Genomic DNA, 25050 nt, shown 5'->3' on the forward strand with positions numbered 1-25050 from the left:
CTCACGCCAGCACGGGCGTAGCGTGACCGGCATGCAGGTCGGGCAACCCAGTAGAACCGCGATGGCCACCGCGCAGGCCAGGGCATACCACCAACTCGCCGACGAACCGCGGATCTTCACCGATCCGCTGGCGGTACGCATGGTCGGCGAACAAGCGGCTCGCGACAATCCCTTCGATCGGGGGGTGGATCCGGATCTGGTGCGCCGGCGCCGCCTGTTCCTGGCCGCGCGCAGCCGCTTCGCCGAGGACACCGTCGCCGACGCGATCGCCGCGGGCACCCGGCAGGTGGTGATCCTGGGCGCGGGGATGGACACCTCCGCCTACCGCAATCCACATCCGCGGGTGCGGTATTTCGAGGTCGACCATCCCGATACCCAGCAATGGAAGCGAAACCGGCTGGCCGAGGCCGACATCGCGGTACCACCGTCGTTGTCGTTCGTCCCCGTCGATTTCGCGCGGGATTCCCTCGCCGCCGCGCTGGCACGAGCGGGGCTCGATCGCGACGCCGCCGCGGTCTTCGTCTGGCTGGGTGTGGTGGTCTATCTCGAACCGGCCGCCATCGCCGAGACACTGCGGTATATCGGAGGGCAGGGCGAGGCCGCGATCGCGGTCCTCGACTATTCCTACCCGCCCGATGCCGGACAGCGAGCGCGCGCGAAACGCGTTGCCGCCGTCGGTGAACCGTGGATCAGCTTCTTCACCGCCGAACAGATGCGCGCCGAACTGGAGACGGCCGGCTTCACCGAGATCGACGACCTGGCCGCGGCGGACGCGGTGCGGACGTATTCGCGCGAATCGGCGGCCGCGGTGAGTATTTCGGGCCCGCACCTGGTGCGCGCCGCGACCCGTCGCACGAGCTGAGCGGTCCCGGCGGCCGGTTCATCCGGCCGGCGGTGGCAGTTCCAGGTTCTCTCGGAAGGTCGTTCCGGCGTAGTCCGCGCCGACGATGCCACGGCGGCGCAATTCGGGGAGCAGGCCGTTGAGCAGGAAGTCACGCTCGCGCGGAGCGTCGAGGCCGCCCAGGCCGATCACATCGAGCACTCCGGCGTCGTAGCGTTCCTCGATCGCGTCGGCGAGTTGTTCGGGGGTGCCGGCGGCCGCCCAGTGGCCGGTGTCCTCGGCTGCCACGATCAGCTCGCGCAGTGTCTTCCCGGATCGGGCGAGAGCGGTGAAGATCTCCACCCGGCCGCGGCGCCGGTTCACCGAATGCACCTGCGGCAGTACCGATTCCGGAATCGGCCGGTCCAGGGGCAGCTCCGACAGATCCACCCCGCCGCCGAGCATATCGGCCAGCGCGTGGCGGCCCGCCTCGAAATCGGCGGCCTCCGCCCGCTCCCGGACCAGCCGCCGAACCTCGGCCTCGGTGGCGCCGTAGGTGGTGTGCAGGGAACTGAAGATCAGCGGCAGCCCCTGGGCGCGGCCCAGATCCGCGGCGCGGGTCCTGATCTTCTTCGCGTAGGTCAGGGCATCGTCGAGGGTCGCCAGCGAGGTGAACACCACCTCGGCGTATCGAGCCCCCAATTCCACTCCGCCCTCGGACTGTCCGGCCTGGAACTGCACGGGACGCCGCTGCGGCAGCGGTGGAATGTTCAGCGGGCCGCGCACGGTGAAATGGCGCCCGATGTGATCGATGGGCCGCACCAGCTCGGCGTGCACAACCGCGCCCCCGCGACCGTCCGCGGTCAGCGCACCCGGTTGCCAGCTGTCGAACAGCGCGTTCACCACCTCGAGTACCTCACCCGCGCGGGCGTAGCGCTCCTCCGGGCTCGGCAGCTCCCCCGCTCCGTAGTTCTCCTCTCCCACCGACGAGGTGACCGCATTCCAGGCCGATCGGCCGTTGCTGATGTGGTCGAGGGTCCCGAACAGCCGGGCCAGATTGTAGGGGTGGTGGAAAGTCGTTGTCACAGTGGCGATCAGGCCGACATGTTCGGTGACGGCACTGAGCGCGGACAGGAAGATCAGCGGTTCCTGCGCGCCGATCGCGCCCTGCGCGCCGAAACTCAGCAGATCCGCCGCGAACAGCGCGTCGAAGCGGTGCTGTTCGGCGAGCCGGGCGATGGCGAGCGCATCGTCGAGCGTCGAACGCCGCGGATCGATCGCCGCATCGTAGATCTTTGGTGAACCACTCACCCCGGTAACGATTTTCAGCGGTCGCCGACCGGTCCTGCTACCCATCCCCCGACGGTATCGGTAGCCGGCCCGGATCCCACCGATTGCACTCGAGCAGATCGCTACCGTCCGCAGCCGGATCACCGCATCGGGCGACCCGGCCACGGACGGACGACTCGGCCACGCCTCATCACTCGCGGCCGAGTACTGTCCGCCGTTCAGGCTCCGGGCACCCGGGGCGGCGGACCGGCAGGGAGTTCGGGGCCGACCGCGGACAGGCTGCCGGGCCGGCGCCCCTGCCCCCAGCCGATTTCGCGCCGATACGCGCCGATGTGCTGCCGCGGCACCACCTGTCCGGCAGCCAGCGGGACCGATTCTGGATCGACGTAGAGCGCGTCGGCCGGGCAGTACGCCTCGCACATGAAACAGGTCTGACAGTCGGATTGCCGTGCGATCACGGGGATTCCGTCGTCGCCGCGGTCGAAGACGTTCGTCGGGCAGACGTCGACGCACTTGTCGCAGGCGATGCAGGCGGGGGCGTGAACCAACTCGATCATCACGCCACCGCCGCCGGCAACCCGGAGCCGGAGCGCAGTGCCGCGGCCGCGGTCCACACCTCGTCGAGTCCGCCGCTGAGGATGTGATGATGCTGAGCCGGATCCAGCTCCGGATGGTCGGCGCGTTTGCTCATGCCGCGAGATTCGGTGCGGGCCAGCGCTGACCGGTACATCAGCCGGCCGACCGCGGTGATCGCGGCGGCCTCCCGGGCTCGCACCCGTGCGGCTCCGCCGTGCACGCCCAGCGCCGCGGTCGCCTCCGACCACACCGCGTCCAGGGTGGCCAGTGCCGGGCGGATCCGGTCACCATGGCGCAGGTAGTTCTTCTCCACCGGCAACAGTTCACCCCGGGCCGCGGCCAGTACCGCCGCGGGGCTCACCCGACCGGATCCACTGGGCCGCAATCCCGTTCGCCCGGCACCGGTCAGCGGCGCCTGACGCCTCGTGCCGCGACGGGCGAACGCGGCGGCACCGCGGCCCGCCCACGTTCCCGACGAGGTCGCCCAGGCCGCGTTGTGGCTGCCGCCGCCGGTGAAGCCGCCGCAGATGCGCTCGCGCGTCGCCGCGTCGCCGGCGGCGAAGAGTCCGGCGACCGAGGTGGCGCAGTCGTCGTTCACGACCTCGATACCACCGGTGCCCCGGACCGTGCCCTCGGCCAGCAGATCCACCTCGAAACGCTGCCGGAACGGATCGATGCCGCGGCGGTCGAATTGCAGGAAGAAGTTCGGCTGTCCCCGTCGCATCTGCTCCGCGGTCACCGCGTCGGCACGATCGAGCTGGGCGAATACCTTTTCCCGCAACAGGGTTCGGGCGATCACCGATCGGCCGCGCACCGAACCGGCATCCTCCAGAACGCTGCCGTCCTCGTGGAAGAAGGTGGCGTAGCGGTAGTAGGCGGTCTTGGTGACCGTCGATCCCTTCGCGGCGATGCCGTAGGCGTTGGAGAACTCCATGCCGGAGAATCGCGCACCGACCTCGGCCGCCATCAACGTACCGTCGCCGGTGTCGACGTTGGTGCCCAGTGCGCGCGACAGGAAGGCGCAACCACCGGTCGCCAGCACCACCGCACCGGCGCGCACCCGGTAGTCGCGGTCTTCGCGCACCAGGTATCCGGCCGCGCCCCGCACCACGCCGTCACCGTCCACCAGCAGCTCCAGGGCGGGGGCGTGATCGACGATGCGCACACCCAGCCGCCGCACCCAGGCACGCATGCGCCGCATGTACTCCGGCCCTTGGACACCGGTGCGGATCTGAGCGCCGGTGCGCGGATCGACCGGGAACGGATAGCGGCCCTCGAGCGCGAGGCGATCCATATTGATGTATGTCCGGTCGAGGACTCGGTCCATCCATTGATGGTCGGCGAGATAGCCGCCCAGTTCCTCCCGGCTCGCCTTGGCCGCCGCGCGCGCCGCCGTATCCGGCGCCACGTACCAGACCCCGGTGCCCGCGGGCGCGGTCGCGCCGCTGGTACCGCAGTACCCCTTGTCGACCAGGACCACCTCCGCACCGGCCTCCCGGGCGGCCACCGCGGCCCAGCACGCCGCCGGGCCGCCGCCGATCACCAGCACATCGGTGTCGATCTGCCATGTCTCGCTCATCGCCGCTCTCCTTCGACATGCCGATGTGCACCCGATAGGCATCCTCGCCGCCGGCCGGCGATGCGGAGAATCCTTACGATCACCCGGATTCCGTTCGGCGGCCCCGGATCCCACGGAATTCGAATCACGCATACACAAACGGTTCACGCGATCGGGCGGCCCTGGTTGACTGCCGAAGCCACCGCTCCCCGACGGCGGTGGATCGCGACTATCGGACGAGGTGCGCTCGCATGAGTGAACGGCAATTACATCTGAACGCCTTCATCTATCCCGCGGGCCACCACGAGGCCGCGTGGCGCCACCCCGAAAGCCGGCCGGACCGCATCTACGACATCACCTACTACCAGGAGATCGCCCGCACCGCGGAGGCGGCCGCCTTGGACGCGGTCTTCTTCGCCGACGGCCCGGCGCTGCGCACCGATGTGCGCTACAACGCCGCACCCGGTCTGGAGCCGATCACCCTGCTCACCGCGATCGCGTCGGCCACCACCCGGCTGGGGCTGATCGCGACGGCCTCGACGACCTATTACGAGCCCTACAATCTGGCGCGGCTGTTCTCCTCGCTCGATCACATCTCCGGCGGGCGTGCGGGATGGAACATCGTCACCACGGGTACCGACCTCGCCGCGGCCAATTTCGGCCTCGACCGCCACCCCGATCACGCCGAGCGGTACGCGCGGGCGCGAGAATTCGTCGACGCGGTGGTCGGGCTGTGGAACAGCTGGGACGACGACGCGGTCCTGCTCGACCGCGCCGCCGGGATCTACGCCGATCCGGCCAAGATCCGTCGCATCGACTTCGACGGCGAATATCTGCGCGTGCGTGGGCCGTTCAACGCCGCCCGCACACCGCAGGGGCATCCCGTGCTGGTGCAGGCCGGGGCGTCCAACGATGGCCGGGCCTTCGCGGCCCGCTACGCCGAGGCGATCTTCACCGCCCATCAGCGGCTCGAGGATGCCCAGAGCTTCTACTCCGATATCAAGCGCCGGGCACGCGGTTTCGGCCGCGATCCCCAGCATCTGAAGATCCTGCCCGGAATCAGCCCGTTCATCGCCGGCACCGAGGAGGCGGCCCAGCGGCTGCAGCGCGAGTTCGACGAGCTCACGGTGCCCGAATACGGGCTCGGCCAGCTGGAGAGCATCACCGGACAGCGACTGCGGCACCTGGCCCTCGACGAACCGGTGCCGGCCGACTTGTTCTCCGACGCGGGCGATGTCACCGACAACGCGGCCAGCCGCCGTCAGGTGGTCGCCGGAATCGTGGCGCGTGATCGGCCCACGCTGCGGGGCCTGCTGCATCGGCTCGCCGGTGCGCGCGGTCACCGTGTGGTCGCCGGAACACCCCAGCAGATCGCCGACACCATCGAGGAGTGGTTCCGCCACGGCGCCGCCGACGGATTCAATGTCATGCCGCCGTACTATCCGGGCGGCCTCGAGGTGTTCACCTCGACGGTGGTACCGATCCTGCGCGGCCGCGGGCTGTTCCGCGAGGAATACACCGGCACCACCTTGCGCGATCACTTCGGATTGCCCCGGCCGCGGGGCGGCACCGGCCCGCTGATCGCACCGAACTGACTCTCGGCACCGGCTCGTCAACGCGGCGGGCATTCGTCGGGTGCGGGGACGGCGCGCAGGCGCTGGTCGAGCCAGTCGACGGCCCCCGGGAATCCGGCCATCATCGCGATGGAGTGTTCGCCGGGAACGTCGCGGTACACCGCCGCCACCCCTCGGGCGCACTGGGTTCCGAACAGCTCGCGCGAATCCGCCTCGGGAATCCAGATATCGAGCCCGCCGTGGTAGATGTACAGCGGCGCACCGGATTTCCGGTCGCGCAGGTCCGAGGCCGCGAAGATCTCGCGCGCGGCGCCGGTGTCGAGCGGATGGGCGTTGTCGGTCGCCACTTCGATCGGCACACCCGTCACGCCCAGGGGGCCGTTGCTGTTGCCACAGGTGTCGTTGACCGGTGAGGTGGCCAGCCAGCGGCCCAGATGATTGGTCTGCCGCAGCAGCTCCGGATGTTCGCGTGCGAAGGCCAGCGCCACGACCATCAGAATGCCCGAGGCGATATTGCCGTCGAATCGATGCGCCACCTCCCGATAGTCGGTGACCAGACCGCCCACGGCCACCCCGGCCAGCACCTGCGACAGCTCGGGGGCGTACTCGCCGAGCAGCATATCCGCGGCATAGGCGGCGATAGCTCCGCCGGAGTAGCCGCCGATCGCGAATCGGCTGTCTCCCAAGGTCTTCGGCTCCACCGCCCGCACCGCGCGGATCGCGTCGAGTACCACCCGACCGGCTACCCGGGGTTCGGCATAGGACATCCGCGGCCCCTCGTGATCGGGCACGAGCACTCCGTAGCCGTGGGCCAGCGCCCACCCGGTGGCGGGCGGGAAGATGTCTCCCACACTGAATTTCGCGTGCACGCCGTGTGCCATGGCGTATCCGGGGGTGCAGCGCAACCCCAGCGAATTGATCGGGATCGCGTTCACCAGCACCGGGCGCGTCCCGGGCCCGGTCCACCGCGCGGCGGGAACGAGCAGGGTCGCGGTGCCGAACGACGGCGCGCCGGCCGCGCCGGTGGAGCGGAATTTCAGCAGCAGCGCGCGGGCGATGGGCACGACAGCGATCGGCGCGGCCGTGGCGGTCACATCGCGCACCTCGATCAGGTCACCGGGATGCAGCGCGTCGAGTCCGGCGGGCCACTGATCGAACAGTGGATCACCGGCGGGCGGCGACTGCACCGCCCGCCACAGCCCGGCGAGTTCCGGGGGCAGCTCGGCGCCGGGCGGTGACGGTGCGGGTGGCACGCCCGGTGCCGGAATCGCGCGGTCGATCCACTGCTGCCATTCGGTGGTATCGGCCGGCGCAGGGTCGTCCGCTCGGGCCGCCGGATACACCGTCGTCGATGCCAGCGCGCAGCTCATCAGCACGACGAAGGTCCAGATCCGGGCCGGTGTCATCGCACCCTCCACAACAGATCCACCAGGCCGGTGCCGGGCCGGTAGTGACTGGAGCCGAAATTCGGATCGAGATAAGCAACCACGCTGAAATTCACTGTGCCCCTTCGCGAATGACTGTCCCGAAGCACGCTCACCCTAGAACCGCCCGCGACGGCGGCGAATCGTTGCGGGCAGGTTTGCACAGACCTCACCAACCAGCCCCGCCGAAGTCGGTGCATGCCACAACGCCGGCGCCCGGCGCACCACACCGAATGTGCATCATGCATCTAATATGTATTATGCAAACAACGAGAAGTCGTCATCCGAGGGAGCAAGGGCGTGGAGAAAGCGCGATCCGCCGGCCATTCCGGCGGCATCCTGGCGGTGCTGGCATTCGCCGGTATCGTCGCGTCGCTGACACAGACATTGGTGGTGCCCCTGCTCGGGCAGTTACCGCAACTGCTGGACACCAGCGCGTCCAATGCCACCTGGGTCGTCACCGCGAGCCTGCTGGCCGCCGCGGTCACCACCCCGGTATCGGGGCGGCTGGGCGATCTCTACGGTAAACGCCTCGTCCTGCTGACCTCGACGGTGCCACTGCTGGCCGGATCGGTGATCTGCGCGCTCTCGTCCTCGCTGTGGCCGATGATCATCGGCCGCGGGCTGCAGGGCATGAGCGCCGGTATCGTGCCCGTGGGCATCGCCGCGCTGCGCGATCTGCTGCCCAGGGAACGACTCGGGTCCGGTATCGCGCTGATCAGCTCCTCGCTCGGAATCGGCGGCGCCCTCGGCCTGCCACTGGCCGCCGCGGTGATCCAGTACTCCAACTGGCGGGTGTTGTTCTGGGGCATGGCCGCGCTGGCGGTGGTGGTCTGCGCGCTGATCTTCCTGCTGATTCCGGCGACCCCACCCAGCGCCTCCGCCGGCCGGTTCGACGTACTCGGCGCGCTGGGGCTGGGCGCGGGACTGATCTGCCTGCTGCTGGCCGTCTCCAAGGGATCGAGCTGGGGCTGGGGCAGCGGGCTCACCATCGCACTGTTCGTCGCGGCCGTGGTGGTCCTGCTGCTGTGGGGCTGGTGGGAACTGGCGGCCCGCAATCCGCTCGTCGATCTCCGGGTGACCGCCCGGCCGCAGGTGTTGCTGACCAACGGCGCCTCGATGGTGATCGGTATGGCGATGTACGCCCAGTCGCTGGTGGTGCCGCAACTGCTGCAGTTGCCGAAGGCCACCGGCTACGGCCTGGGTCAGTCGATGATGGCGATGGGCCTGTGGATGGCTCCCGCCGGTCTGATGATGATGCTGGTCTCCCCTGTCGGCGCCAAGCTGTCGGCCCGCAGCGGACCCAAGATCACGCTCATCACCGGCTGCCTCGTCATCGCCGTGGGATACGGGTCGTCGCTCGCGCTGATGGGCACCACCTGGGGCCTGCTGATCGTGACCCTCATCATCAATACCGGTGTCGGCTTCGCCTACGGCGCCATGCCGGCCCTGGTGATGGCCGCGGTACCGCAATCGGAGACCGCCGCCGCCAACAGCTTCAACACCCTGATGCGCTCGATCGGCACCTCGGTGGCGGCGGCCGTGGTCGGCGCGGTGCTGGCACAGCTCACCATCTCGCTCGGCGGACACGCGATCACCAGCGAGAACGGCTTCCGGGTCTCATTGCTGATCGGATGCGGTGTGGCCGTCGTGGGTGCGGCCGTCGCCACGTTCATTCCGGCGATGCGTCCGGCGTCCGCCGCCCCGGTGGTGGCCGAATCCAGCGAGCCCGCGACACCGATGCGTCACCACGACGCCGAGCCGGCCCACGCCGGCCACGATGGGGCGGTCGCGCACACCGCAGCCGAGACGGTCGTCGAATCATTGCCACAGCCGACGGTCGCCGGCCCGGTGGCCTTCGGACGCGTGCGCGACACTCGCGGTGCCGCCCTGCCGGACACCGTGCTGACGCTGATCTCCACCACGGGCCGCCAGATCGGCCGCACGACGTCGGCCGCCGACGGCTATTTCGAACTGACCGCACCCGAACCCGGCTCCTATGTGCTGATCGCCTCGACCGAGGGCCGCCGGCCCGGCGCCTCCACCGTGGCACTGGGCGCGCTTCCGGTGCCCTGCGATGTGGTGCTGACCGCGATGGCCGGACTGACCGGAATCGTCACCCGGGACGACGACGGCGCGCCGGTGCCCGACGCCCGCGTCTCCGCACTCGACAATCACGGCGACGTCCTGGCCTCGGCGGCCACCGACGGCGACGGCGAATTCGGGCTGCCCGAACTGCCCGAAGGTGATGTCACCGTCGCGATCAGCGCCGCCGGCTTCCACCCGAGCGCGGTCTCGGTGCGCGCGAGCGGCAGCGACACCGCCCGGCTGGCGATCACGCTGCACCCCAGCGCCCGCGTTCGCGGTGTGGTGCAGGGCTCCGACGGCCGCCCGCTGCCGGATGCCCGGGTGACCCTCACCGACTGGGTCGGCAACGTGGTCGACTCCCTGATCACCGGCCCCGACGGCAGCTACGCCTTCGCCGATCTGGACGAGGGCACCTACACCCTGGTCGCCTCCGGCTACGCTCCCGTGCACAACTCGGTGGTCGTCCGGGATCAGGGCCGCGATCTCGATATCGAACTGGGACACGGGGTCTCGACCGCCACCGAGATCGATGCCGGCCCGGTCGCGGCCCGGCACTCGAGCGAGAACTAGTTCGACCGCGGCGCTGCCCGGCGGTCGGCGCCGACCGCCGGGCAGCCCACCACCACATCAGGGCTTGTGCGCCACGACAGCGAACATGGTCACCGAGAAGTGGTAGTCGCCCGCCGCCACACCCCGCTGTGTCTCGGCGAGCAGGGTGTCGCGCTGCGCCTCGGTGATGATTCCTTCCGCCACACCGCGTTCGGTGATGGCGGTGTACATGGGCAGCACCATATCCGGTTCCCAGACGACCGCCTCGGATCCGATATCGTCGATCACGAAGCCCGCGTCGGCCAGGAACCCGCGTAACCGCCTGCCGGAGTTGCGATTCGGGCTGGTCGACGCCATCCGGCGGCTCAGGATCTCGATGAGTTCGGGATCACCGGGGTGATAGATCGCGGTCGACCAGTCGCTGTCGATCAGCACCACGCGGCCACCCGGGCGCAGGACCCGGGCGATCTCCGCGGTGGCCTTCGCCGGATCGTCGAGGTGCTGATAGACCCGTTCGCAGCGCACCACGTCGACGGAGGCGTCCGGCAGCGGCAGATCGTAGGCCGAGCCCTCGAGGAATTCGGCTTTCACCCCGGCCGAGCGTTCCCGTGCGACGGCGAGCATGCCCGGATTCGGATCGACGCCGACCGCCCGGCCCGCATCGCCCACCAGCCCGGCCAGTTCGACGACCTCGGTGCCCGTCCCCGAGCCCAGATCCAGCGCCGTCTGCCCGGGCCGCACGGCCAGTGCGTCGCGAGCCCAGCGGCGCATTCGCACGACACCGGGTAAGCGGGCCTGATCGTCGAGCACCCGGACGATCAGCTCCTGTTCGGGATGATGCACCTGATCGATGTGGAAGGACGGAACGCTGCTCTGATCGCTCACCCAGCCAGTATGCCGCGCGCTTGCGAGAGCTCAGTCGAACAGCATCCGGGCGGCCCGGTCCAGGACCTCGCCACGACTGTGCCCGGGATGGTCGGCCTTGATCAGATGGTTGGCGATCACCACGGAGAATGCCAGGAGCGCAACGGCTTCCACATCCTGCGGCGCGACGCCGGAGGAGGTGAGCAGCGTCCGCAGATATTCCATCCGGGCGTTGTCCACCTTCCGCAACCGCGCGGCGACCTCGGGGTCGTGCCGGGCCCAGGCCCGGATCGCGAGATCCAGGTGGGTCAGATCCTCGGCGAAGGTGAGCGTGCCGGCCCGGCGGATCTTGTACTTCGGATCCCCGCCCTCACGTTCCACCTGTTCCTGGACGTCGTCGACGGCCCGGCGCTCCCACTCGTCGAGCATCGCCCCCAGCAGTTCGTCCCGGCCGCGAAACTGCCGGTAGAACCCGCCTCGGGTGACCCCGAGCCGCGCTGCCAGCGCTTCCACCCGGACGGCGTCGGGCCCCTTGTGCTCCAGTACGGACAACCCGGCATCGATCCACGCCTGCCGCGGGGTGCGCACAGGTGGTGCCATCACTTCTCCTAGTCGACGGGCCCGGTTCTCGCCGGTGGTCGCGGGCCTCTTGATTAGATCACCCCACAATAGATACAGTACTGTTCTGTATCTATCGAATGGTTTCGAAACCGGAAGGTTCTCGCCATGCCCGTGCATACTCCCCCCGTCGTTCGCCAACGCGGAATAGCGGACGACCTCCTCGCACTCACCACCCTGGCCGATGTGGTCTACGTCGACTGCCATGTCCTCGACACCCCCGCCGCCACCACGCGCACCGCCGAGCAGTGGGCGCGCGCCATCATGGAGCAGGTCTCCGACACCGTGCGCGCGCGCCTGACCGCCGCCTGGGCCGGCATCGAACTCGACCTCCACCCCGGCGCACCGGATACGGTCGCGGGCTGGCGGATCGGTTTCGCCGCACCCGAATGCGTTGTGCTGCGCGCCGATTCGAGCCTCGGCTTCCGCGGTGAGCTCGTGGTCGACGTCAGCGACGGCGCGGTGCAGATCGCCACCTTCGTCGCGATGGAGGGCACCCGCGCACCCGATGCGTGGTTCCCGGTCGTGCCCGGACATCTCGCCTTCGTCCGATCACTGCTCGAACATGCCGGGCGGACAACCGAGTCCGGTCCCGCATCGTCCCGGTGGGTGGGAAGGTCGCTGCCGGCCGATCGGTCCGGATAGGTAGGTTCACCCGCGAGGTGCGGTACTCGCCGTCCGGGCGGCACCGGCCCTCGGAGGAGGTTGCATGTCCGATCCGTCGCCGGCCGCTACCGATATCGCCGAACTGGCGAGACGCCTCGCCCGCTGGGAAGCCGTCGAGCAGATCAAGGCGCTCAAACACCGGTACTTCCGAGCCTGTGATGCCAAGGATCCCCAGGGCTTTCGCGATTGCTTCATCGTGGGCGCACCCGTCGACTACGGCGATCTGGGCAGCACCGACGCCGAGGGTATGGCCGCGGTCTTCGAATCCATCGCATTGCGGCAGGTGGAGGGCCGCGACGTGATCCTCGATATGCACCACGGCATGCACGCCACCATCGACGTGCACGACGAGTCCACCGCCACCGGGCGGTGGACCCTGCGATTCCGGCAGGTGAACCTGATCGACAACACCGAGACCGTCACCAGCGGTGAGTACGACGACGACTATCTGCGCCGCGATGGGCAATGGAAGATGTCGGCGTGCCGCTTCCGCCGGAACTGGTCGATCACCCGGCCGATCGACGCCGACTGCCGGATCACCGGGTAGGGGCGCGACGATGACACGAATCGCCTTGGTGACCGGCGCCGGGCGCGGCGTCGGCAAGGGCATCGCCACCGCGCTCGGCGCGGCCGGCTGGACGGTCTATGTCACCGGCCGCGGCGAGCCCGGCAGCGACGGGCCACTGGATCGCACCGTCGCGGAGATCGGCGAACGCGGCGGAACCGGCATCGCACTGCGCTGCGATCACCGCGATGACGCCATGATCGCCGAGGTGTTCGCGCGGATCGCCGGCGACCGGGACGGCCGGCTGGATCTGCTGGTCAACAACGTCTGGTCCAACCCCGACGGTTTCACCGGTTTCGCCGAACCCTGCTGGCAGCGCCCGCTCGACGATTGGGACAGCCTCATCGGGGTCGGACTGCGCGCCCACTACGTCGCCGCGGTGCACGCCGCGCGGCTGATGGTCGCGCGTGGCAGCGGTGTCATCGCCAACATCTCCTCGTTCGGCACCCGCGGCTATCTGCATTCGGTGCTGTACGGGATGTCGAAGGCCGGACTAGACAAGATGGCCTTCGATCTGGCCGTCGAACTGCGCGGAACCGGTGTCACCACACTGTCGCTGTGGCCGGGCGTGGTCCGCACCGAGAAGGTGCTGGCGCTGGGCGTCGACGATATCGAGGGATTCCCGATCGCACACGCCGAGACACCGGAATTCGTCGGCCGGGTGGTGGCCGCACTCGCCGCCGATCCGCAGATCGGCGCGCGCAGCGGACAGACGATCATCACCGCCGAGGCAGCCGTCGACTACGGGATCACCGATATCGACGGCGGCCAACCGCCCTCGCACCGGGCCGCTTTCGGCGGTGGGCCGATCTTCGGCGCCGACATCCGCTGAGGCCGGCTCAGCGCAGCGCGGGGATCACCTCACGTTCGAACAGCTCCACGCCCGAGGTGTCGTAGGCCGACTCCGGGAAATTGTGAATCGCGTAACCGAGACCGAGATCGCGGATCCGCGACAGCTTTTCGACGATCTGCTCCGGCGTGCCCACGGCCGGGGAATCACGGAAGAGATTGCCCAGCTGGTTCTCCGCCGCCTCGGCGCCCAGCACCGGCGCCAATCGAGCGGCCAGCGCGGCGATCCGCTCGGCGACCTCGGCCTCGGTGGCACCCACCACGGTGTTGAAATTCGCACTGCGGGTGATCGCCTCGAAGTCCGATCCGACCGCGACGCAATGCTCACGCAGCAGGTCGGACTTGTGCGCGAAGGTCTGCGGATCGCCCGAGAAGTTGGTGTACTGCGCGTATTTCGCGGCGATCCGCAGGGTGACCTTCTCGCCGCCGCCCGCGATCCAGAGCGGAATACCGCCGTCCTGCAACGGAAGCGGGCGCACGATCGCGCCGTCGACTTGATAGTGCTCACCCGCCAGCGTCGCGGTTCCGGTGGTCCACGCCTGACGCAGGATCTGCACCCCTTCGTCCAGTTTCGCCAATCGTTGCCCGGCAGTGGGGAAGCCGTATCCGTAGGCCCGCCATTCGTGCTCGTACCAGCCGGCGCCGATACCCATCTCGGCCCGGCCGCCGGAGATCAGATCCACGGTCGCGGCGACCTTGGCCAGATAGGCCGGATTACGGTAGGCGACGGCGGTGCACATCTGGCCGAGCCGAATACGCTCGGTGGTGGCCGCGAAGGCCGACATCAGCGTCCACGCCTCGTGCGTCGCCTCCTCGGTGGGCACCGGGACGGTGTGGAAGTGGTCGTAGACCCACAGCGACTCCCACACCCCGGCATCATCGGCGCGACGGGCGAGGTCGCGCATCACCGGCCACTGCCGGGCCGGATCGATGCCGACCAGGTCCAGTCGCCAGCCCTGGGGAACGAAGATGCCGAAACGCACGGTGCGCCTCCTCGGTGAGAGAACAGGATCCGGCCGTCACTCTTCCGATTCGCTCGATCACGAGCAAGGGTTCCGCGCTCGGCGCGTCCAATTCGCCTGTGCCGATCCCGGACAGGCCCCGGATTCAGCCGCCGGCTCGCACCACGCCGGCTTCCGCCTCATCCCAGACTCCGGATCGTTCCAGGTGGGCGATCAGGCGCCGGCCCGCATCCTCGTACAGGCGCCGGCTCTCGGCGGCGACGCGCTCACTGTCACCGTCGCGCAACGCGGTGACCAGGCGCCGATGGCAGTCGATCGCGAACTCGGCCCAGTTCTGATCGGCCGCGTACAGCCGATAGGGCGCGTACCAGCCCATCTTCCATTGGAATGACGCCAATTGCGGTGATCCGGCGGCACGGTTGAGGGTGCGATGGAACTCGAACTCGCATTCGGCGATGGCGTCGACCTCACCTCGACGCACAGCCGCCTCGAGCCGGTCCACACTCTGCTCCAGCATCACGATCCCGGACGGGTCGAGCCGGCGAGCGGCCCGCTGCGCCAACCTGTTTCCCAACTGGGCCTGCACCCAGAAGATGTCGGCGACATCATCGCGACTCAGCCGGACAACGGTGAAACCGCGCCGGGGCAGCACCCGCACGACCCCCTCCCCCGACAGGGTGAGCAGCGCCTCCCGGACCGGGGTCACGCTGACGTCGAGCTTCTCCGCGACCTCGTCCAAGCGGATGAACTCGTCCGGCTTGATCGTGCCGGACATGATCCAACCGCGAATGTGGTGAGCGATCTGCTGCGGTAACGGCAGCTTACGTCGCGAAAGGCCGGGACCCGACCGGACCGCCGATGGCACTGCCACGAAAAACCCTCTTCCGCCGCGACCGGGAGGCATCGCGGCCCCCGGTGCACTACCGAAGAGAAAGGGTATCAATTCCGATCCGGCGAGCAGCCGGATTCGAGGATCACCGCCCGAGCGATCGCTCGATGCGCCACACCTATCGCTGTCACCTCGGAATTCCGGAACGACCATCGCTTCTCCACGTCCTACGTGCACGGGGTGCACCGATGCGAACCGGTCGGTGAACCCGCGCGTGGCCTGGGCACCGTGTACGACATGGTCGCGGCCGTCGGCCCGATGACGATGCGGACCCGGGCACAGGTCGTCCGATGGCGGCACTGCGCCGGCTTCGTCCTCGAATCCCGGGAGCACGCCCACAGCCGGACGGTTCCGGACACCACCCAGCGGGCCGGTGCCCGCCGACGTGCTCAGAGGTCCGGTTCGCCACACGCCGGCGGGCAGGTTCGAGGGTCAGAACATCGTCAGGGTCACAGCTTCCCACCACCACCCAGCAACCACGGATTGAACGTGCACACCAAACCCGGAGACGCCACCGGATCCAACGCATTCAAAATAATCGACAACGAACGCGGCGAATACATCATCGTCAAATGATCCGACAAATCCTGCTCACACCCGTCCTGCATCGTAATATTCCTCACCGTCGCCCCCGGCCCCGCCTTCAAAAACGTCAAATCATACGGATTCGTCACCTCGTCGTACCGACTCCCCACCACCGTGTAATCCACACCCGGCACCGTATCCCCACCCGCATTCAACTGATTCACAAAATCCGAACCGATCGTCTGCTGAATCCCCGAATGACCCACGAAGATCTCCACCAAACCCAGCACATCGATCCCGAAATTATTCACCGCACGACCCAACGCACCGATCCCGTCCAACGACGTCCCATGATTCGTCGCACCGAACGTGATCTCACGACGCACCTTCCCCGCACCACCATCGAACTTCAGATACCACCGCGACATCGCACCCCCCTGCGAATGCGCCACGATATCCACCTTCCCCGACCCCGTCGCCGCCAACACCCGATCCACGAACTCCGCCAACTGCTTCGACGAATCCTGGATATACCCCGTCCCGTTCGCCCCCGGCAACACCGAACCCAAACCACCCCCCTGAATCACATTCGACCTACCATAATTGAACGTGAACACGCAATAACCCGCATCCTTGATCGGCTGCGACACAAACGAAAAATTGTCATACGCGTTCTCCCACGTACCATGCACCAACACCACCGGCTCCGGATGCGCCGCACTCGGCTTACAATTCCAATCATTGGCCCCCGGAGGCGCCACATCCGGATGCAACAACCCATACCCGAACGCCGCCAAGAACGACGACTGCCCCGGCCCGAACCCCACCGTGTCACTCGACATCCCACCCGACGACCCCGAACTCGACCCCGACCCCCCATAACAATCCCCCGACCCGTTCCCCGACCCCGCACCACTACCCGACGTACACGCCGACCCCGTCCCCGAACTCCCCGAATCCGCCACCGCACGCGCAGCCGGATCCTTCAAACCACGCGTGATCAACTCCGCCAACTGCTGCTCCTGCGCCTGATCACCCGGCGACGCACCGGGATCCGCCCCGGCGCCGGCTCCGGCCAGCCCGATCGTCAGCAGTGAGACCCCCGCGACGACCGCTGCACTCAGACAACTACGGCGAGCGCTTCGTTTCATAACGTCCCTAACCATTGGTGAAATGACTGCCCGGCAGACGATCCATTGCGCCCGTCCGGAATTCGGGAAGCGACGCTACGGTTCCGCCGAGGGCTGCGGGTCCGCCGTCGGCGAAGTCTTCACGGGTTCACGAAATGCGCCCGAGCGCACCATGAATCTGCACAGTGGTCCGGGTGAACGCCCATACCGCCGACGTATTCGGCGCGACCAGGCATGATGCCCGGCAATCGGCCGCTACCGGGAAAAGGCGAGCAGAAAACGAGCAGGAAGGCCGAATCCGGGAATTCGGCCGATCGGGGAACTCCCGCATTCGGCTCGGCGAATTACGGTGTCACTTCTCGAGATACGCGACGATGCCACCGATGAGCGCCTCGAGCGCGTCGTCGAGATCGCCGTAGGTGCCCAACGTTCGTTCCGAGGTGATGCCGCGCATCGCCGCGGGGATCAGGGCGGCGACCCGGCGCACCTTCACCGGTTCGAGCCCCAGATCGGCGAACGCCCGTTCGCAGGCCTGATCCCAATTCGGTTTCCACGACGCCAATTCGGCGGCGGTGCGAGGGTACTCCCGCTCGAGTTCGGCGTGATCGCGCGGTAGCGCCGCGCGCAGGGTTTCGATCGCCAGGGATTCGGGCCGGCGCAGTCCGACCGCCATCGTGTGTATCAGCGCGGCTACCCGCTCGTGCAGCGTGCCACCGGGTTTGACGCCGGCGGGCAGATCACCGCGCTTGTCGGCGGTGCGACGCAGCACCGCCGCCCACAGCCCGTCGATATCGCCGAACTGATACTTGATCACGCCCCAGGTGGCCCCGATATCGCGCGCGATGCGGTTGCCCGACACCGCCGCGGGATCGCCCGTGGCCAGGGAGGTGATCGCCGCCTCCAGCATGGCATCCCGAGATTCGATGCCGCGCCGGTTCGCGCGTCGCCCGCCTACCGCCGCCTCCGTCACGAGATCCGAGTGTAATGGCCCTGACCTGCCTACTCCAGTTTCAACTAACCCTCTTGCATTATTTCAAAGAGGGTTCTACGGTAATGAGCGCCGCATGTGATCGACGCCACGAACGCCGCAGAGCTCGCGCGCCACACGCGGCCCGGACGCGTCACACACGGGAGGACCGAGATGGCCAAACCACCCCTGTCGATGGAGCCGACGGGCTGGTTCCAAGTGGCCTGGTGCGACGAGATCGCGGCCGGGGCCGTCCACAAGATGAAGTACTTCGGACGCGAGATGGTGGCCTGGCGCGCGGCCTCGGGCCGGGTCGCGGTCTTCGACGCCTACTGTGAACATCTGGGCGCCCACCTGGGCTACGGCGGCCATGTCGAGGGCGAGAATCTGGTGTGCCCGTTCCACGGCTGGGAGTGGAATCGCGAGGGCCGCAATGTGTGCATCCCCTACGAGAGTCACCCCAACAAGGGGCGCCGCATCCACAGCTATCCGGTCGCGGAACGCAACGAGGCCGTATGGATCTGGTTCGATATCGGCGGGCGCCCACCGTATTTCGAGGTGCCGGATATCTTCGCGGCCTTCGGCGACGGTAAGACCGCCGCCGACTACTACCCGCCGGTGCCCGCGGCCACGATCTACCGGCCCGGGCTGGAATTGCATCCGCAGTACGTGATGGAGAACGGCGTCGACTTCGCGCACTTCACATTCGTGCACAAAACGCCGTTCGTCCCGGAATTCACCCGTCACGACTTCTCCGGCCCGGTGTCCTATGTCGACTTCACCATCGCCTTCGACGAGGGTGTGCGCGAGGACCAGATCAACAGCGGCGTGGAATCGATCAATGCCGGATTGGGCTGTTCGATCACCAAGAGCTGGGGCATGGTCGACAACCGCACCATGCCCGCGGTGACCCCGGTCGACGATCGGACCGCCGATGTCCGGTTCACCGTCTGGATCGGCCGCAAACACGGTGACGACTCCCCGGAGCTCACCCGGTACGGAAAGACCATGGCCGACTTCGTGATCGAGCAGTTCGAGGCCGATATCGAGATCTGGTCGCATCAGCGCTATTCCGACCCTCCGGCGTTGTCGCGCAAGGAATTCCAGGGCTTCACCGCGCTGCGGAACTGGGCCGAACAGTTCTATCCCGACGGGGGCCCGGCCGGCGCCGATCCGCAACGGCCGTACAGCGGCGCGGTGCGACCGGCTTCGGCCGAACTCTGAACGCGCCAACCGATTTCCGTTCGAACAGCAGCTTCCCGCAGAAAGGCCGCACACGATGAGCATTCCCGACAAGATCCGGGTCTTCCAGGTCGCGACCGGCAATCTCGGCACCGAGATGATCGGCCGCATCCGCGATCACCCCGACCTCGAACTGGCCGGCCTGCACTGTTACACCCCCGACAAGATCGGCCGGGACGCGGGCGAGATCGTCGGAATCGGCCCGATCGGCGTCACCGCCACCGGTTCGATCGAGGAGATCATCGCCGCGCGCCCCGACGTCCTCACCTTCCACGGCGTCTTCCCCGATGAGGATCTGTACGAGAAGGTGCTCGAAGCGGGTATCGATGTGGTGACGACCGCCGACTGGATCACCGGCCACCACCGCGACACCAACCATCCGCATCCGTCCGGCCGCAAGGTCAGTGAAGTAATCGAATCCGCTTGTCAGCGTGGCAATTCGACGTTCTACGGCACAGGCATGAATCCCGGCCTGTGCCAGATCCTCGGCATCGTGCACACCGCCGATGTGGCCGAGATCGAGAACGTCACCGTCACCGAATCGGTCGACGTGTCCTGCCATCACTCGGTCGACACCTGGAAGGCCGTGGGCTACGGTCGCCCGATCGACGATCCGACCATCCCGGATTCACTGCACAAGTACACCGCCGTCTTCGCCGATTCGGTCTACCTCATGGCCGACGCCTTCGGCCTCGAACTCGACGAGGTCACCTTCGGTTACGAACTCGGCGCCTGCACCAAGGACGTCGACCTCGGCTGGTACTTCCTGCCCAAGGGGTCACTGGGCGCCAACTACATCAAGTACCAGGGCATGGTCGACGGGGTGGCACGGGTGGAATCCCACCTCGAATGGCAGATGACCCCGCACACCGATCCCGCGTGGAATATCAAGGGCTGCTACATCACTCAGGTCACCGGTGACCCGAGCATCTACAGCAAGCACATGATCTTCCCGCGCAAGGGCTTCGACCTGTCCGACCCGAAGAACTTCGCCTCCATCGGCATGACCGTCACCGGCCTGCCGGCGCTGAATGCCATCAGGTCCGTCGTGGCGGCCCGGCCGGGCATCATCACCAGCGCCGATCTGCCGCTGCGCAGCTTCGCGGGTCGTTTCACCCGCTGAGGCGGCGCCGGGCGACCATCGACGGGCCCGCGGCGGTCGCGCCGCGGGCCCGTCGATATCGTTCGCCTACGGGGTCACGATGGCGAAATCCGGATCCGGTTCGTCCAGATAGCCGACCAGTTCGGCCAGAGCGGCCGGATCGCCCTCGACGGTGATCGCGCCGTCGGCGATCATCTGCTGAATATCCTTGCCTCCCAACAATGCGAGATGCAGATCGTCGCCGGTGAGGGTGAAGGTCGCGGCGGCGCCGCCGCCATCACCGTCCAGATCGAAGTGCACGAGCACACCGTTGCGGAGGTGGACGCGGTGCACGAGATCCTGGTCGGAGATGCGCCAGTCGATGACGATGTCGGCCGACCACGACCTCGGCCCGTCGACCCGCAGCGCGATCGCGTCGAACAGCTGCTCCACCGACAACGCCGCGGCGATATCGGGGGCCGCCGTGGCGGTGGGTGTGCCGACCGCACCGTTGCGCAACTCGTAGGCGCCCATCAGGAAGAAGTTGCGCCAGGTCCCGTTCTCCGAGCCGAACCCCAACTGTTCCAAAGCATCGGCCTGCAGCACGCGTGCCTGGGTGTGCTCCGGTTCGGCGAAGATCACATAGTTCAGCACCTGTGCCACCCAGCGGAAATCACCCTCGGCATAGGAATCGCGGGCCTTGGCCACCACCGCGTCGGCACCACCCATGAAGTCCAGATGCCGCTTCGCCGACTCGGTAGGCGGATGCTGCCACAGAGTGGCCGGATTGCCGTCGAACCAGCCCATGTACCGCTGGTAGATGGCCTTCACGTTGTGGCTGACCGAACCGTAGTACCCGTGGGTGTGCCACGCCGCCTCCAGCGCCGGCGGCAGTTGGATGCCCTCGGCGATCTCGATCCCGGTCGCTCCCTGGTTCAACGAGCGCAAGGTCTGATCGTGCAGATAGCCGTACAGATCTCGTTGCAGCGACAGGAATTCCGTCAATCGCTCGGTCCCCCAGGTGGGCCAGTGGTGGGATGCGAAGACCACATCCGATCGCGCGGCGAAACGGTTGATCGACTCCGTCAGATACTTCGCCCACACATGCGGATCGCGTACCAGCGCGCCGCGCAGGGTCAGCAGATTGTGCAGGGTGTGCGTCGCGTTCTCCGCCATACACAACGCTCGGCGCTCGGGGAAATGGAAATTCATTTCCGACGGTGCCTCGGTGCCCGGCGTCATCTGGAAATCGATGCGCACCCCGTCGACCACCTCGCTCTGCCCGGTATGGGTGATGTTCACCGTCGGTGTGATCAGCGTCGGCGTACCCGTCGAGGTCGTGGGCCCCAGTCCCGCACCCACCGCGCCGCGCGGCCCCCGGGGAAGCGCCGCCCCGTACATGTAGGCCGCGCGCCGCGCCATCGCGGTGCCGGCGTAGACGTTCTCCTCCACCGCGTGCTCGACGAAACCGACCGGCGCCAGAATCGGGCACTTCCCCGCCGCGACCTGCTCGGCCGTCGTGACACCCTTGACACCGCCGAAGTGGTCGATATGCGAATGGGTGTAGATCACCGCGGTGACCGGACGGTCGCCGCGATGGGCCCGATACAGCGCGAGCCCGGCCGCGGCGGTCTCCTCCGAAATCAGCGGATCGATCACGATCACCCCGGTCGAGCCTTCGACCAGGGTCATATTCGACAGATCGAGACCGCGGATCTGATAGATCCCCTCGGTGACCTCGAACAGCCCCTGCATCGCGCACAATCGCGACTGCCGCCACAGGCTCGGGTGCACGGTGGCCGGGCAGTCCTCGTCCAGGAACGCGTACCCGTCGCTGTCCCACACCGTGTCCCCGGCCGCGTTGCGCACCACACCCGGCTCCAAAGCCGCGACGAAGCCCCGCCGAGCGTCCTCGAAATCCTGCTCGTCGCCGAACGGAAGCGCTTGCACCGCACCTTGATTCTGCGATTCGATCTTCCCCGAAACGTCGCTGACACCGGTCATTGCACGCACCCCTTCAGGCCGTCGACGGGCTGATTGTCGGTTCGACCCCGACGCTGCCATCGATCGCCGATCCGGACCTCACCCGAGGCGGGTGAAGCGACCCGGTCGCTCACGGCGCTTCGCGATGGCGGGCACAGCCGAGATAGGTGACCACGGGCTTGCCCTCGGGTTCGAGGACGAAGCCGGTCAGCGCGGGGATCTCCGGATCGGTGATCGTCCCGCGCCGGCGGGCGCGGACGGCCCGGACGAGGTCACGGATCTTGCCGGGCTTGAAAGAACAGATATTGTCGCCGCGCAGGCCATGTGCGGTGAGCGTGGCCGCGACCTCTCCGGGAGTGCGCAGCCGGGCGGCGGTGTAGCGGCCGCGGGGCATGATGCGGGTGAACGGCAGCGACTGGAAAGCCACCAGATAGACCAGCCGCGAGATCGGTGTGCGGTTGACCGTGTCGTAGCACAGGACGCCGTCCGGTCGCAGCAGGCGCGACACCTGCGCGAGGACGCCGTCGAGGTCATCGGTGATCTCGAAAGTGTCTGCGCAGTAGACGATATCGAAGGTTTCACCGTAGCGGCCCGGCTGTTCGGCGGAGGCCGTCGCGTACTCGACGGCCTCGCCGCGGGCGGCCTCTCGCGCCAGGCCGGTGGCCTCGGCCGAGGGATCGAGGGCCACGACTCGGCAGCCGAGTCCGGCCAGCCCCCGCGCCAACAGACCGCGCCCGCTGCCGATGACCAGCGCGCTACACCCGGCCGGATCGATGCCGAGACGGCGCAGGGTCGACACCACATAGGTCAGCCGGACCTCCTGGAAGCTGATCGCGCGGATATGCCGGCCGTCGATCGCGCCGGGGGTGGGCGAGTCGAGTTCGATGATCGGAGCCATGATGTCCTCCAGTTGAGTTCCTCGAGGGAACTCATATTAGTCTCCTGAGGGAACTCGAGTAGGCTGATCGGGTGACCCGAACATCGCTGGCCGACGTCGCGTGCTCCATCGCCCGCGCGACGGATCTGTTCGCGGACGCATGGACGGCGCTGATCATGCGCGACGTCCTGCTGGGCGTGAATCGGTTCGACGACCTCGCCCGCGACCTGGGCATCTCCCGGAAGGTGCTGGCCGCCAGGCTCTCGCGGTTGGTCGAAGAGGATGTACTCGCTCGCGAGCGGTACCAGGACCACCCGCCCCGCGAGCACTACCTCGCCACCCCGAAGGGTAAGGAGCTCTATCCGGTCCTGCTTGCCCTGATGCGATGGGGTGACCGTTGGCGCAGTGCGGAATCCGGCCCGCCGGTGCGTATCCACCACACCGAATGCGGGCACGACACCGAACCGGTGACCACCTGCGAACACTGCGGCCACGCACTCACCGTCGACAACACCACCCAACTGCCCGGACCGGGCGGGCGAGTCGGTCCGGGCACGCAGGTGATCGGCCCTCTCCTCGCGGCACGGCAACCACCCGGATCACCGAGTTAGCCCGCCGGCGAAACCCCTCCCCACCACCCGCGAAGGCGGATTCGGTCACGCTTCGGTCGCGATCGCGCGGTATGTCGATCCATCGTGATCCGCGGATCGCCCGGTGACGAATCCGTTGGTGCCCGGGTGGCTCACCGAGTCGTGTCGATACCGCGTACCGGGTCGGTGAGCGAGCCGGGACCACAACCCACGCAGGCGGCGGCTGGTCAGGAGGCAGCGCTCGGGCCGCTTTCAGAACCCACCACATCCGACTCATGTCGGTACGCGCCGTCGGTCCTTCGTCGGCGACGTCCACGAAGAGGGGTGAGCCGTCGTGACGGCTACGGAACACAGCACACACGGTGAACGATCCACTACTCGGCAGGCGGTGGCGGCGGGCACCTCGCTCGGCGCCGCGGCCCTGCTGGTCGTCACCGGAATCGTCTCGATCTTCCAAGGCATCTCGGCCATCGCCAAGGACGACATCTACATCTCCGGACCGAATTACACCTACCAGTGGAACACCAGCGGCTGGGGATGGATTCATCTCATCCTCGGCATCCTGCTCGTGGCCGCCGCGGCCGGTCTGTTCACCGGTGCGACCTGGGGGCGAGTACTGGCGATCGGACTGCTGAGCCTGTCCATCCTCGCCAATTTCCTGTGGCTGCCCTACTACCCGTGGTGGTCGATCCTGATCATCGCACTCGACATCGTGGTGATCTGGGCCATCGCCACCTGGGATCCCAAACGCGTCTGACAACCGCACGTCGATCGGACCGGGCGCGAGGATCCCGGTCCGATCAATGTGTGAGCACCACCTTGACCACGACGATCGCGGTCGCGACCGCGGTGAGCAACAGGGCCGCCAACAGCGTCGACCGACCGGGACGCGCCCCTTTCAATCGCTCGATGACGAAGACGATGCCGCCGATCCGCACGAGCATGGCCACCTCCGCGGCGATCTGGGCCGTGCGAGGTTCGAGCCAGCCGATCGCGGCGACGGCCAGGATCACCGCGGGCAGGACGGCCGAGCTCAGAATCGGCACCGAATCGCGCAGATCAGCCCACCGCTGGCCCGAGGTCAGCGACTTGCTCTCCCGAACGGCCTCCCCCACTCCTTCGGCGAAGACGTGAGCGACGAAGGTGGACAGCGCGGTTCCCAGCACCACCAGAATGCCGACGTGTTCATCGGTCGTGGTCACCGGGATGAGCGCGGCGAGAATCAGGATGTTGCCGTAGACGTAGGCGCTGATCCGGCGGGCGGCGTTATCGCGGTCCAGCGGTACCCGGCGGGAGAACAACGGGCCGTGAAGCAGTGCGTGGCTGCTGTTGTCCATGAGTCTCCCGGTTCCGGTCGTCGGGG

23 protein-coding genes and 1 pseudogene are annotated in these 25050 nt (G+C 67.8%); 11 read left to right on the forward strand and 13 right to left on the reverse strand.

Annotation, left to right across the window (positions count from 1 at the left end; all coding sequences use genetic code 11):
- Positions 1–31: 31 nt before the first annotated feature.
- On the forward strand, positions 32–862 hold the full coding sequence (locus LKD76_RS22185; RefSeq protein ID WP_227983327.1) for a class I SAM-dependent methyltransferase: 831 nt from the start codon (positions 32–34) through the stop codon (positions 860–862).
- 18 nt (positions 863–880) lie between these two features.
- Here the strand turns inward: LKD76_RS22185 and LKD76_RS22190 are convergent, their stop codons facing one another.
- The 3 genes from LKD76_RS22190 to LKD76_RS22200 form a co-directional block, all read right to left on the reverse strand.
- A complete protein-coding gene (locus LKD76_RS22190; RefSeq protein ID WP_227983328.1) occupies positions 881–2176 on the reverse strand; it encodes an NtaA/DmoA family FMN-dependent monooxygenase in 1296 nt (431 codons plus the stop codon).
- A gap of 152 nt (positions 2177–2328) precedes the next feature.
- Positions 2329–2667: a 4Fe-4S dicluster domain-containing protein gene (locus LKD76_RS22195; protein ID WP_227983329.1), complete on the reverse strand. Its 339-nt coding sequence runs from the start codon at positions 2665–2667 to the stop codon at positions 2329–2331.
- Entirely contained in the window at positions 2667–4265 is a 1599-nt protein-coding gene (locus LKD76_RS22200) for an FAD-dependent oxidoreductase (RefSeq protein ID WP_227983330.1), read from the reverse strand. The genes LKD76_RS22195 and LKD76_RS22200 overlap by 1 nt, the downstream gene beginning before the upstream one ends.
- Before the next feature lie 230 nt (positions 4266–4495).
- Between LKD76_RS22200 and LKD76_RS22205 the strand changes: the two genes are divergently transcribed.
- Entirely contained in the window at positions 4496–5839 is a 1344-nt protein-coding gene (locus LKD76_RS22205; RefSeq protein ID WP_227983331.1) for an LLM class flavin-dependent oxidoreductase, read from the forward strand.
- Between the two features lie 17 nt (positions 5840–5856).
- On the opposite strand, the gene LKD76_RS22210 is transcribed toward LKD76_RS22205, so the two are convergent.
- Positions 5857–7224, reverse strand: coding sequence for a lipase family protein (locus tag LKD76_RS22210; protein WP_227983332.1), 1368 nt, complete (start codon positions 7222–7224; stop codon positions 5857–5859).
- A gap of 318 nt (positions 7225–7542) precedes the next feature.
- Between LKD76_RS22210 and LKD76_RS22215 the strand changes: the two are divergent.
- Both LKD76_RS22215 and LKD76_RS22220 read left to right on the forward strand, forming a co-directional pair.
- Positions 7543–8991 (forward strand): annotated as a pseudogene (locus tag LKD76_RS22215) (MFS transporter); the annotation flags it as partial.
- The gene (locus LKD76_RS22220; protein WP_227985364.1) at positions 8983–9900 is read left to right on the forward strand and encodes an MSCRAMM family protein; all 918 of its coding nucleotides are present in this window, start codon (positions 8983–8985) and stop codon (positions 9898–9900) included. The pseudogene LKD76_RS22215 and the gene LKD76_RS22220, both read left to right, overlap by 9 nt.
- 57 nt (positions 9901–9957) lie before the next feature.
- Here the strand turns inward: LKD76_RS22220 and LKD76_RS22225 are convergent, their stop codons facing one another.
- A complete protein-coding gene (locus tag LKD76_RS22225) occupies positions 9958–10764 on the reverse strand; it encodes a methyltransferase domain-containing protein (protein WP_227983333.1) in 807 nt (268 codons plus the stop codon).
- Between the two features lie 30 nt (positions 10765–10794).
- The gene (locus LKD76_RS22230; protein ID WP_227983334.1) at positions 10795–11343 is read right to left on the reverse strand and encodes a TetR/AcrR family transcriptional regulator; all 549 of its coding nucleotides are present in this window, start codon (positions 11341–11343) and stop codon (positions 10795–10797) included.
- A gap of 126 nt (positions 11344–11469) precedes the next feature.
- Here LKD76_RS22230 and LKD76_RS22235 point away from each other — a divergent pair, with 126 nt between their 5' ends.
- The 3 genes from LKD76_RS22235 (at position 11470) to LKD76_RS22245 (ending at position 13424) form a co-directional block, all read left to right on the forward strand.
- Positions 11470–12006, forward strand: coding sequence for a hypothetical protein (locus tag LKD76_RS22235; protein ID WP_227983335.1), 537 nt, complete (start codon positions 11470–11472; stop codon positions 12004–12006).
- 64 nt (positions 12007–12070) lie between these two features.
- Positions 12071–12574, forward strand: a complete 504-nt coding sequence (locus LKD76_RS22240) for a nuclear transport factor 2 family protein (protein WP_227983336.1) — start codon at positions 12071–12073, stop codon at positions 12572–12574.
- Positions 12575–12584: 10 nt separating this feature from the next.
- A complete protein-coding gene (locus tag LKD76_RS22245) occupies positions 12585–13424 on the forward strand; it encodes an SDR family NAD(P)-dependent oxidoreductase (protein WP_227983337.1) in 840 nt (279 codons plus the stop codon).
- A 7-nt stretch (positions 13425–13431) separates the two neighbouring features.
- On the opposite strand, the gene LKD76_RS22250 is transcribed toward LKD76_RS22245, so the two are convergent.
- The 4 genes from LKD76_RS22250 to LKD76_RS22265 form a co-directional block, all read right to left on the reverse strand.
- Positions 13432–14424 carry an LLM class F420-dependent oxidoreductase gene (locus LKD76_RS22250; protein ID WP_227983338.1) on the reverse strand — a complete coding sequence of 331 codons (993 nt, stop codon included), beginning with the start codon at positions 14422–14424 and terminating at the stop codon, positions 13432–13434.
- Between the two features lie 124 nt (positions 14425–14548).
- Positions 14549–15307 (reverse strand): GntR family transcriptional regulator, encoded by a 759-nt coding sequence (locus LKD76_RS22255; RefSeq protein WP_227983339.1) that lies wholly within the window; start codon positions 15305–15307, stop codon positions 14549–14551.
- A gap of 434 nt (positions 15308–15741) precedes the next feature.
- Positions 15742–16968, reverse strand: coding sequence for an esterase/lipase family protein (locus LKD76_RS22260; protein ID WP_227983340.1), 1227 nt, complete (start codon positions 16966–16968; stop codon positions 15742–15744).
- A gap of 331 nt (positions 16969–17299) precedes the next feature.
- Positions 17300–17917 carry a TetR/AcrR family transcriptional regulator gene (locus LKD76_RS22265; protein ID WP_227983341.1) on the reverse strand — a complete coding sequence of 206 codons (618 nt, stop codon included), beginning with the start codon at positions 17915–17917 and terminating at the stop codon, positions 17300–17302.
- Between the two features lie 171 nt (positions 17918–18088).
- Between LKD76_RS22265 and LKD76_RS22270 the strand changes: the two genes are divergently transcribed.
- Positions 18089–19138 (forward strand): Rieske 2Fe-2S domain-containing protein, encoded by a 1050-nt coding sequence (locus tag LKD76_RS22270; RefSeq protein ID WP_227983342.1) that lies wholly within the window; start codon positions 18089–18091, stop codon positions 19136–19138.
- Positions 19139–19193: 55 nt separating this feature from the next.
- Entirely contained in the window at positions 19194–20279 is a 1086-nt protein-coding gene (locus LKD76_RS22275) for an NAD(P)H-dependent amine dehydrogenase family protein (protein ID WP_227983343.1), read from the forward strand.
- Positions 20280–20345: 66 nt separating this feature from the next.
- Here LKD76_RS22275 and LKD76_RS22280 read toward each other — a convergent pair whose 3' ends face one another.
- Both LKD76_RS22280 and LKD76_RS22285 read right to left on the reverse strand, forming a co-directional pair.
- Positions 20346–22241: an alkyl/aryl-sulfatase gene (locus LKD76_RS22280; protein WP_227983344.1), complete on the reverse strand. Its 1896-nt coding sequence runs from the start codon at positions 22239–22241 to the stop codon at positions 20346–20348.
- Positions 22242–22350: 109 nt separating this feature from the next.
- The gene (locus tag LKD76_RS22285; protein WP_227983345.1) at positions 22351–23118 is read right to left on the reverse strand and encodes a class I SAM-dependent methyltransferase; all 768 of its coding nucleotides are present in this window, start codon (positions 23116–23118) and stop codon (positions 22351–22353) included.
- A 71-nt stretch (positions 23119–23189) separates the two neighbouring features.
- Here LKD76_RS22285 and LKD76_RS22290 point away from each other — a divergent pair, with 71 nt between their 5' ends.
- Both LKD76_RS22290 and LKD76_RS22295 read left to right on the forward strand, forming a co-directional pair.
- Positions 23190–23708, forward strand: coding sequence for a winged helix-turn-helix transcriptional regulator (locus LKD76_RS22290; protein ID WP_227983346.1), 519 nt, complete (start codon positions 23190–23192; stop codon positions 23706–23708).
- Between the two features lie 313 nt (positions 23709–24021).
- On the forward strand, positions 24022–24444 hold the full coding sequence (locus LKD76_RS22295; protein WP_227983347.1) for a DUF7144 family membrane protein: 423 nt from the start codon (positions 24022–24024) through the stop codon (positions 24442–24444).
- Positions 24445–24487: 43 nt separating this feature from the next.
- On the opposite strand, the gene LKD76_RS22300 is transcribed toward LKD76_RS22295, so the two are convergent.
- Entirely contained in the window at positions 24488–25024 is a 537-nt protein-coding gene (locus LKD76_RS22300; protein WP_227983348.1) for a hypothetical protein, read from the reverse strand.
- Positions 25025–25050: the final 26 nt, after the last annotated feature.

Origin of the sequence: Nocardia spumae (assembly GCF_020733635.1) — a bacterium.
Lineage (GTDB): Bacteria > Actinomycetota > Actinomycetes > Mycobacteriales > Mycobacteriaceae > Nocardia > Nocardia spumae.

What these genes read in the sequence shown, in the direction of transcription:
- LKD76_RS22275 (WP_227983343.1), top strand. Translation starts at nt 19,194, where the DNA reads ATGAGCATTCCCGACAAGATCCGGGTCTTCCAGGTCGCGACCGGCAAT.
- LKD76_RS22230 (WP_227983334.1), bottom strand. Translation starts at nt 11,343, where the DNA reads ATGGCACCACCTGTGCGCACCCCGCGGCAGGCGTGGATCGATGCCGGG.
- LKD76_RS22235 (WP_227983335.1), top strand. Translation starts at nt 11,470, where the DNA reads ATGCCCGTGCATACTCCCCCCGTCGTTCGCCAACGCGGAATAGCGGAC.
- LKD76_RS22285 (WP_227983345.1), bottom strand. Translation starts at nt 23,118, where the DNA reads ATGGCTCCGATCATCGAACTCGACTCGCCCACCCCCGGCGCGATCGAC.
- LKD76_RS22255 (WP_227983339.1), bottom strand. Translation starts at nt 15,307, where the DNA reads ATGCCTCCCGGTCGCGGCGGAAGAGGGTTTTTCGTGGCAGTGCCATCG.
- LKD76_RS22190 (WP_227983328.1), bottom strand. Translation starts at nt 2,176, where the DNA reads ATGGGTAGCAGGACCGGTCGGCGACCGCTGAAAATCGTTACCGGGGTG.
- LKD76_RS22200 (WP_227983330.1), bottom strand. Translation starts at nt 4,265, where the DNA reads ATGAGCGAGACATGGCAGATCGACACCGATGTGCTGGTGATCGGCGGC.
- LKD76_RS22280 (WP_227983344.1), bottom strand. Translation starts at nt 22,241, where the DNA reads ATGACCGGTGTCAGCGACGTTTCGGGGAAGATCGAATCGCAGAATCAA.
- LKD76_RS22205 (WP_227983331.1), top strand. Translation starts at nt 4,496, where the DNA reads ATGAGTGAACGGCAATTACATCTGAACGCCTTCATCTATCCCGCGGGC.
- LKD76_RS22210 (WP_227983332.1), bottom strand. Translation starts at nt 7,224, where the DNA reads ATGACACCGGCCCGGATCTGGACCTTCGTCGTGCTGATGAGCTGCGCG.
- LKD76_RS22300 (WP_227983348.1), bottom strand. Translation starts at nt 25,024, where the DNA reads ATGGACAACAGCAGCCACGCACTGCTTCACGGCCCGTTGTTCTCCCGC.
- LKD76_RS22185 (WP_227983327.1), top strand. Translation starts at nt 32, where the DNA reads ATGCAGGTCGGGCAACCCAGTAGAACCGCGATGGCCACCGCGCAGGCC.
- LKD76_RS22240 (WP_227983336.1), top strand. Translation starts at nt 12,071, where the DNA reads ATGTCCGATCCGTCGCCGGCCGCTACCGATATCGCCGAACTGGCGAGA.
- LKD76_RS22220 (WP_227985364.1), top strand. Translation starts at nt 8,983, where the DNA reads ATGCGTCACCACGACGCCGAGCCGGCCCACGCCGGCCACGATGGGGCG.
- LKD76_RS22245 (WP_227983337.1), top strand. Translation starts at nt 12,585, where the DNA reads ATGACACGAATCGCCTTGGTGACCGGCGCCGGGCGCGGCGTCGGCAAG.
- LKD76_RS22195 (WP_227983329.1), bottom strand. Translation starts at nt 2,667, where the DNA reads ATGATCGAGTTGGTTCACGCCCCCGCCTGCATCGCCTGCGACAAGTGC.
- LKD76_RS22270 (WP_227983342.1), top strand. Translation starts at nt 18,089, where the DNA reads ATGGCCAAACCACCCCTGTCGATGGAGCCGACGGGCTGGTTCCAAGTG.
- LKD76_RS22260 (WP_227983340.1), bottom strand. Translation starts at nt 16,968, where the DNA reads ATGAAACGAAGCGCTCGCCGTAGTTGTCTGAGTGCAGCGGTCGTCGCG.